We start from the raw sequence: 8258 nt of genomic DNA on the forward strand, positions 1-8258 counted from the left end.
AAGGCACCCCCCTCTGGCCGGTAGGACAGAGGGGGGCGCCGTAGAGCGAGGACAGATCAGGATTAAACGTCGCACCAACGGAGCACCCACATGACCTCCTCCGCGCCGCATCTTCACGAAGCCTCCACCCGCGCCGACCTCATCGACTGGGGCACCCAGCCCAATGCGTTGGAAGGTGCTTCGCACTCGACCGGCAGGCTGGTCCACAAGGGGCCGAACAACCAGCCGGAATCCGGCATCTGGGTCTGCACTCCCGGCCGCTGGCGGCTGGCGATTCCGCGCGACGAATTGTGCCATTTCGTTGCCGGCCGCGCGACCTACCGATCAGATGACGGCGAGGTGATAGACGTCTCCGCCGCCACGGTGGTCATGTTCCCGGCCGGCTGGGCGGGCGAGTGCACCGTCCACGAAACCATTCGCAACATCTACATGCTGGCCTGAAGCCAGCCACTGGAGCTTCACGACATGCCGACACCGATCATGAAATCGCCGCTCGCCCTCACCGACCTGGTCGACTGGGGCGTCATCCCCACCATGATCGAGGGCGAATCCCGCACCTCCGGCAAGCTGCTGCACAAGGGACCGGAGGGCCGCTCCGAATGCGGGCTGTGGGTCTGCACCCCAGGCAAATGGTACTGCCATGTCACCCGCGACGAGTTCTGCCATTTCCTCGAGGGACGCTGCACCTATGTCCACGAATCCGGCGAGGTGATCGAGATCGAACCAGATACTGCGGCGTTCTTTCCGCAGGACTGGAAGGGCGTTTGCACTGTCCACGAGACGATCAAGAAGGTCTACATGATCCGCTGAGCGGGTTGAAAGGAAGACCATGGAATTCTCAGCTGACCGGCCAACCTTTTTCGTCAATCCGGATTACCGGCCGATGACCGGTGCGGCAAAACCAGTAATCGATCCGGCGACGCTGGAAACCGTGGGCGCCATCGCTGCCGCAGCCGATGGCGAGATCGACGCCGTGCTCACCGCAGCGACCAAGGCGCAAACGGCGTGGAAGAAGCTCGACGCCAAGAGCCGCGCCAGGCATCTGCATGCCGTCGCCAACGCGATCGAGGCGGCCGACTTCACGCGCTGCGCCGAGCTGATGGTGCGCGAGATGGGCAAGCCCTATCCGGAAGCGATCGGCGAGATCGCCAATTGCGCACCGATCTTCCGCTACTACGCCGAAATGGCGCGTGACGACGCCGGCAAGATCGCCGGCACGACACAGGCCGGTTCGTTCCAATATGCGCGCTACGAGCCCTACGGCACGTCGGTGCATATCATGCCCTACAACTTTCCGATCCTGTTGATGTGCTGGACCGTCGCCGCTTCGCTCGCCGCCGGCAATGCCTGCGTGATCAAGCCGGCCGAGGCGACGACATTGTCGACGCTGGATTATATCAAGGTGTTCCGCTCACTGCCGGAGGGCCTGGTTTCCTGCCTGCCCGGCGGGGCGGCCACCGCACAGGCGCTGATCACTTCCGACCGTACCCATGCGGTCGCCTTCACCGGCTCGGTCGCCGCCGGCAAGGCCGTCGCCGTCGCCTGCGCCGAGCGCATGAAGCCTTGCGTTATCGAGGCCGGCGGCAGCGATCCGCTGATCATCAGCCAACACGCCCCGCTGGACGTGGCGGCGGCCGGCAGCGTCACCGCCGCGTTCCACCTCACCGGCCAGGTCTGCACTTCGGCCGAACGGTTCTTCGTCGTCGATTCCGTTCACGATCGCTTTGTCGATCTGTTTGCCGAGAAGACACGGACGCTGCGCATCGGCAACGGCCTCGACAAGACCGAGATCGGGCCGCTGGTCAGCGAGGCAGCGCGGGCGAAAGTCATGCGGCTGGTCGACGATGCGATCCGCAGCGGTGCCAAGGCGGTCACCGGCGGGCGCATTCCGCCGGCGCACAATGTTGGCTGGTTCTACGAGCCGACGATCCTGACCGGCGTCACCCCCGGTATGGCGATCGTGCGCGAAGAGTGTTTCGGACCGGTCGCCGCGATCTGCCGGGTCAAGGATTTCGACGAGGCGATAGAGCTCGCCAACGACAGCCCGTTCGGGCTCGGCGCCTCCGTGTTCACCACCGATCTAGCCGAAGCGCATGAGGCTGCGGAGCGGCTCGAAGCCGGCATGGTCTGGGTCAACAATCCGTTGATCGACAATGACGCACTGCCGTTCGGTGGCTGGAAGGCGTCGGGCCTCGGCCGCGAACTTGGACGCCAGGGGCTGGATGCCTTCCGCCGCTCGAAGATGGTGATCATCGACCACAAACCAGCGATCCAGGACTGGTGGTATCCCTATCCCGACAGCTGGTTCCGCGAAGCCGGCGGCCGCAAGCACGTATGAGTATGAACGGCTGCGGTCAGCCGATGCTCTCGCCGCCGTCAATCACCAAAGCCTGGCCGGTCATGAAGGACGAACGATCGGAGACGAGGAACAGGATCGCTTCGGCTATTTCTTCGGCGCTGGCCCAGCGCTGCATGGGAATCTTGGTGCGGACATAACGTTCGATCGCATCCCGCCCGCCCATCTGGGCGATGAAGGGCTCGTTGAAGGGCGTATCGACCCAGCCCGGACAGAGTGCGTTGACGCGGACATTGTGCGTGGCATAGTCGAGCGACATCTGCCGAGTCATCGCCACCACGGCATGTTTTGAGGTTGCGTAGGCGATCATCTCGCGGTCGTAGAACACACCTGAATTCGAGGCGGTATTCAGGATGACACCGCCGCCCTGTTCGATCATCGACGGCATGACGAGCCTGGCAGCGAGGAACTGCGCCCGCACATTGATCCGCCACGAGGCATCCATGCCGTCGACGCCGACTTCGGTCAGCGTACCGCCGACCTGGACTCCGGCGTGATTGTGCAGGATGTCGATCCGGCCATGTTTGCCCAGCGTTCCAGCGATGAGCTGCTCGACCGCCGCGTCCTCGCCGACATCCGTGGCGATCGCCTCGGCCCGGCCGCCGGCGGCACGGATCTCGAAAGCCGTGGCTTCGCCGGCAGCCTGATCCCTGTCGGCGATCACCACCACCGCGCCTTCCCTGGCCATGATCATGGCACCGGCGCGCCCGATGCCCGACCCGGCGCCCGTGACCACGGCGATGCGATCTTTCAGAATCATAATGCGGCTTTCAGTTTGATGGGTTGCGTTGGCGCAATTGCCATTGGGCAAGCACCACAAGCAGCACCGAGGCGACGAGGACGATCGTCGCGATGGCGTTGATTTCCGGAGTGACCCCGCGCCGGATCGAGGCAAAGACATAGATCGGCAATGTCGTCTGTGCGCCGGCGACGAAGAAGGCGACGATGAAATCGTCGAAGGAGAATGTGAAAGCGAGCAGGAAGCCGGCGATTACCGCCGGCATGATCTGCGGCAACACGATGCTGCGGAAGGTCGTCAGCGGGGTGGCATAAAGGTCACTCGAAGCCTCGACCAGATTGCGGTCGAGGCTGCCAAGGCGTGTGCCGACGATCATCGCCACCAGCGCCATGGAAAACAGGCCGTGCGCGGCAATGATCGACCCGTAGCCGAGCGCCAGGCGTGGCGGCTGGTCGTTCGGCCACAGCGACGCGAGAAACGGATTGACGACCCCAAATAGCTGGACGAGCGCGACCAGCGTCGAGATGCCGATGACGACGCCCGGAACGACGATCGCAGCACCCAAAAGCGCATCGAAGACGGCGCGTGTCCGCACGCCGACACGCGCCAGGCCAAGCGCCGCCGCCGTGCCGCACAGCGCCGCGAGCAAGGCGCTGGTGGTGGCGATGAACAGGCTGTTCTTCAGCGCTTCGACCAGGAACGGGTTCGACAGCGCCTTGCCGTACCATTGCACCGAAAAACCGGTGAGCTCGCTGGCGTGGCGGCCGGCATTGAAGGAGAACAGCACCACCAGCGCGATCGGCAGGTATAGGAAGGCAAAGACCGCAACGACGAAGGCGCGCATCAGATCAGGTCCACCCGGCGGGCACCCGAAAGCCGGGTCGAAATGCGGTTGGCGGCAAGCAGCACCACCACCGATACCAGAACCAGCGTGATCGCGATCGCCGATCCGAACGGCCAGTTGCGCGATTGCAGGAACAGGTCGACCAGCGCGTTGCCGATGAAGAAGACCTTGCCGCCGCCGAGCAGCGTCGGGATCAGATATTCGCCGAGCAGCAGGATCATGACCAGCGAGAAGCCGGTCATCACACCCGGCAGCGACAGCCGCAGCGTCACGCCAAGGAATGTCGAGATCGGGGTTGCGCCGAGATCGGCGGAAGCTTCCAGCAGCCGGCGATCGAGCCGCTCGAGGCTGACATAGATCGGCAGGATCATCAGCGGCAGATAGCCATAGACGATGCCGAGCAGGACCGCGCCCGGTGTGTTGATCAGCCGCACATCTTCGAACCCGACATAGGCCAGCAATGCCGGGATGCCGCGCCCGCCCAACACATACATCCAGGCGTAGGTTCGCATCAGAAGGCTGGTCCAGAACGGGATGACGACGAGCGCAAGCAGGATCAGCCGCCACCGCTCCGGCGCGCGCAAGGCGAGGTAATAGGCGACCGGATAGGCGACGAGGAGACAGGCCAAGGCACCCGCCGGCGCCAGCACCATTGTGTTCCAGAAGGCGGTCGCCCGCGCCGGAAGATTGGCATATTGCGTCAAGGTGAAAGCGGCCTGATAGCCGCCTTCCGGCGCCCGCTCGCCAACGCTGAAAACGGCGATCGCGACGAACGGCAAGACCAGAAACACCACCAGCCATGCGGTTGCTGGACCGAGCAGCAGAGCGGTCAGGAGATTGTGACGAAGGACATTGCTGCGCATTGAAAAACCGCCCCGCTGCCGGCGGACATCTGCCCGCCGGGTGAGTTGCCTGCATCGGACCTATGGCCCGCCCGGTTCAAGCCGACTTGAAGCGGGCCATCAGTTCGGCCCGGCCCGGATCGGTCAGCGTCGCGGCAGCACCGAATTCCAGCGGCTTCAGCAGTTCCGCCGCCGGGTAGAGGATCGGATTGTCCAGCACCTCCTTGGGCAGCAGCGCATTGACCCGCGCATCGGTGGAAGGCGCACCGTTGGCCAGGTGCTCCTTGACCGCTACTTTCGGGTCCATCAGGTAGTTGAGCAGGGCATAGCCGGCGGGCTTGTTGGGCGCATCTTTCGGAATGGCGTAGAAGTCGGTCCAGATCTCGCCGCCCTCCTTGCCAAGCACATAGGCGATCTCGGGAATGTCGCGGTGAAGCTGCGCCCCGTCATTGGTCCAGCACATCGTCATCCAGGCGTCGCCGGCACGCATCGACGGCTGATAATCGCTGGAAACCGCGAACAGATGCGGCTTGACCTTCAGCAGCAATTCCTCCGCCTTGGCGAGTTCGTCCTGCTTCAGCGAGTTGAACGAGAAGCCGAAATATTTCAGCGCATTGCCGATCGTGGTGAGCTGGTAATCATGAACCATGGTCCGGCCGTCACCCTCCGCCATCGCCGTGTCCCAGAATTCCTTCCAGCTCGTCATCGGCTTGGTGAGCTTCTTGGTGTTGACGGCAAATCCGGTGGTGCCCCAATTCTTCGGCACTGCGTAGGCCACGCCGTCGATCGTGCCTTCCCCGGTGAAGCGTGGGTCTTGTTGCGAGCCGTCGAAATTGGCGAGCTTGGCCATGTCGAGCGCTTCGATGATGTCGAGCTTCTTATAGGTGGAGATCGTGTAGTTGGTCGGCACAAAAAGGCTCCAGCCAGAAGCGCCGGCCTGGAGCTTGGCCAGCATCTCCTCGTTTGACCCGAACACATTGACCTCGACGGCGACGCCCGTATCGGCCTTGAAATTCTCGAACGTCGCCGGGTCGTGGTAATTGGGCCAGGTGGCGATCGACATGCGGTCGCCAAGACCCTCTTGGGCGAAGGCCGGCGAGGGCATAATGCCGAGCTCGCGGGCCATCACCGCCGTTGCGATGCCAAGACCGGTGAGGCCAAGGAAGTCGCGGCGGCCGATGGAACCGCGCTTGAGGCGCATCAATTGATCGACGAATTTTTCGGGCCTTATCGGCAGTCCGTCACGATATGAGTTCGACATGTTTGTTTTCCCTCTGGTTGGTCCCGTTGTTCTTGGGGTCCGGAAACGCGAGCGGCGTTCCGGCTGTAAAGCCGATGGCGACGGGTTCACCCGGCTTGAAGAGATTTTTACTGCCGATCAGGTGATCGGCCTTGGCGAGCAGCGTTCCGATACCCCCGACCTCGATCGCATATTCCGCGGTCGAGCCCAGAAAGATCCGGTTGCGGATAATGCCGTTGAGCCGGCCACTTCCCGGCGCGCCGAGGCTTAAAGATTCAGGACGCAGGCTAACCGCAACGGCTTCGTCCTGCCGCAGCGAAGTCCGCTTGCGCGCGGCTATGACGGTACCGTCGGCAAGCGCTACCTCGACGAGGTTGCCCGAGTGTCCGGCGACCTTGCCGCTCAAGAGATTGGTCTTGCCGACGAAGTCGGCGACGAACAGGTCGGCGGGCTCGTCATAGATTTCGCTGGGCTGTCCGAGCTGGACGATGCGCCCGCCATTCATGACGCAGACGAAATCGCTCATCGACAGGGCTTCTTCCTGGTCGTGCGTGACAAGGACGAAGGTGATGCCGATCTCGCGCTGCAGGTTCTGCAACTCTATCTGCATGTCGGTGCGCAGCTTCTTGTCGAGCGCCGCCAGGGGCTCGTCGAGCAGCAGCACCGCCGGCTTGTTGACCAGCGCGCGCGCCAGGGCGACACGCTGCTGCTGGCCGCCGGAAAGCTCGTGGATCTTACGGCGGCCGTAGCCGGCAAGCCGCACCATGGCGAGCGCCTCGCCTGCCCTCAGGCTGATCTCCCGTGACGATAGCCGCGGCCGCGCCTGGCGTAGCCCGTAGGCGATGTTGTCCTCGACATCCAGATGCGGAAACAGCGCATATTGCTGGAACACCATGTTGACCGGCCGCCGGTACGGCGGCGTGCCGGCCATGTTGCTGCCACGGATGAAGACTGCACCTTCGCTTGGCTGTTCGAAGCCGCCGATCATGCGCAGGCAGGTTGTCTTGCCGCAGCCGGACGGCCCGAGCAGAGCGACAAAGGCAGACGGCGGGATGGCAAGATCGATGCCGCTGACCGCAGTGACGCTTCCGTAGCGTTTGGTGACCCCGCGAAACTCGATATCGGGTACTGCGGTCAAAGCTGCGGCTCCAGCAACAAGACAATCTCGAAACGCTATCAGAGCCAACGGTGACTAGTATATACCTCGCAGGTGGTATATTCGGTCTATTTTCTCGTTTAAAGGGGTATAAATTGAGCGGATCGCGCGGCGACGAATACAATCAGCTCGCTGCGCTCATCGCCGCGACACGGGAGACGAGCGGCGAGCTTTTCGGCAAGGCGATGGTCACCTGGCTCCGGCGGCATGTCAGCTTCGATCACTGTGTGATCTTCGGCTATCGCGGCGCCTCGCGCCCGCCGCTGCTGTTCGAGACGTTCTCCCCAACCGAAAGCCACGTCTTCGTCGCGCTCTATCAGGAGGGGCCTTATCTGCTCGACCCGTTCCACCACGCGGCGGTCGAGCGCAAGGAAGGTTTTTGGCGCATGCGCGAGCTGGCGCCGGACCGCTTCTATGCCAGCGAATATTACCGCTCCTACTATAGCCAGACCAAACTGGCCGAAGAGGTCGGTTTCTTCGTGCCGCTGCCGGGAAAGGACGCGCTGGTGGTCTCGCTGATGCGACTGCATGCTTCGGGACCCTTCGGAACCGCCGATGCCAGATTGCTGCGCGACATGGCGCCGGCGGTGATCGGTTTCGCAAGGCTGCGCTGGCCGGCCCTTCCGGCCGACGAACCGGCAGAGACGAAGCAGGACGAGGCGATTGCGCCGGTCAACGAGTTCGAACGTGCTCATATCTGGAAGAGCCTTTCGCTCACACCGCGCGAAAAGCATGTCGTCGATCTGGTGCTTCAGGGGCATTCGACGGAATCGATAGCCAGGGCGATGCGCATCGTACCGGGAACCGTAAAGGTCCACCGCCGCAACATCTATCGCAAGCTCAAGATCAAATCGCAGGCTGGTCTTTTCGCGCGTTTTGTCGAGATCATGGACGCGCGGATTCGGTAGTCCACGATTTTCGAAAATGGCCTCGCTCAGTTCAGCTGGCGACGCCTTCCCAGGCGCCGGTTTCAGCCATCTGTCTGAGCAGCGGCGCCGGCTTGAAAACATCCTTGCCGGTCCGCTCGTGCCAGTGGTCCAGCCGTCCGATGATCTTGTCGAGTCCTTCGAGGCCCGCCCAG

Annotated in this window: 9 protein-coding genes; 4 read left to right on the forward strand and 5 right to left on the reverse strand. The window is 63.1% G+C overall.

Annotated features, from left to right (window positions below):
• Positions 1 to 90: 90 nt before the first annotated feature.
• From EOA78_RS11180 to EOA78_RS11190, 3 genes are read left to right on the forward strand one after another with little or no spacing between them, the layout of a single operon-like run.
• Positions 91 to 441 carry a cupin domain-containing protein gene (locus EOA78_RS11180; RefSeq protein WP_127315215.1) on the forward strand — a complete coding sequence of 117 codons (351 nt, stop codon included), beginning with the start codon at positions 91 to 93 and terminating at the stop codon, positions 439 to 441.
• Positions 442 to 465: 24 nt separating this feature from the next.
• Positions 466 to 810, forward strand: a complete 345-nt coding sequence (locus EOA78_RS11185) for a cupin domain-containing protein (RefSeq protein WP_127315216.1) — start codon at positions 466 to 468, stop codon at positions 808 to 810.
• A gap of 19 nt (positions 811 to 829) precedes the next feature.
• A complete protein-coding gene (locus tag EOA78_RS11190; RefSeq protein WP_127315217.1) occupies positions 830 to 2338 on the forward strand; it encodes an aldehyde dehydrogenase family protein in 1509 nt (502 codons plus the stop codon).
• Positions 2339 to 2354: 16 nt separating this feature from the next.
• Here the strand turns inward: EOA78_RS11190 and EOA78_RS11195 are convergent, their stop codons facing one another.
• From EOA78_RS11195 to EOA78_RS11215, 5 genes are all read right to left on the reverse strand, one after another.
• Positions 2355 to 3116 (reverse strand): glucose 1-dehydrogenase, encoded by a 762-nt coding sequence (locus tag EOA78_RS11195; protein WP_127315218.1) that lies wholly within the window; start codon positions 3114 to 3116, stop codon positions 2355 to 2357.
• Between the two features lie 10 nt (positions 3117 to 3126).
• Complete coding sequence (locus EOA78_RS11200; protein ID WP_127315219.1) at positions 3127 to 3939, reverse strand: ABC transporter permease; 813 nt, start codon at positions 3937 to 3939, stop codon at positions 3127 to 3129.
• Positions 3939 to 4802, reverse strand: a complete 864-nt coding sequence (locus EOA78_RS11205) for an ABC transporter permease (RefSeq protein WP_127315220.1) — start codon at positions 4800 to 4802, stop codon at positions 3939 to 3941. Before EOA78_RS11205 ends, EOA78_RS11200 begins: the two co-directional genes overlap by 1 nt.
• A gap of 76 nt (positions 4803 to 4878) precedes the next feature.
• Positions 4879 to 6042 carry a spermidine/putrescine ABC transporter substrate-binding protein gene (locus tag EOA78_RS11210; RefSeq protein WP_127315221.1) on the reverse strand — a complete coding sequence of 388 codons (1164 nt, stop codon included), beginning with the start codon at positions 6040 to 6042 and terminating at the stop codon, positions 4879 to 4881.
• Positions 6023 to 7159, reverse strand: coding sequence for an ABC transporter ATP-binding protein (locus EOA78_RS11215; protein ID WP_127315222.1), 1137 nt, complete (start codon positions 7157 to 7159; stop codon positions 6023 to 6025). The genes EOA78_RS11210 and EOA78_RS11215 overlap by 20 nt, the downstream gene beginning before the upstream one ends.
• A 113-nt stretch (positions 7160 to 7272) precedes the next feature.
• On the opposite strand from EOA78_RS11215, the gene EOA78_RS11220 reads away from it, so the two are divergent.
• Positions 7273 to 8085: a LuxR C-terminal-related transcriptional regulator gene (locus EOA78_RS11220; protein WP_127315223.1), complete on the forward strand. Its 813-nt coding sequence runs from the start codon at positions 7273 to 7275 to the stop codon at positions 8083 to 8085.
• Positions 8086 to 8258 lie beyond the last annotated feature (173 nt).

The sequence above is a fragment of the Mesorhizobium sp. M5C.F.Cr.IN.023.01.1.1 genome (assembly GCF_003997585.1).
In the GTDB taxonomy this organism is placed as follows: Bacteria; Pseudomonadota; Alphaproteobacteria; order Rhizobiales; family Rhizobiaceae; genus Mesorhizobium; species Mesorhizobium wenxiniae.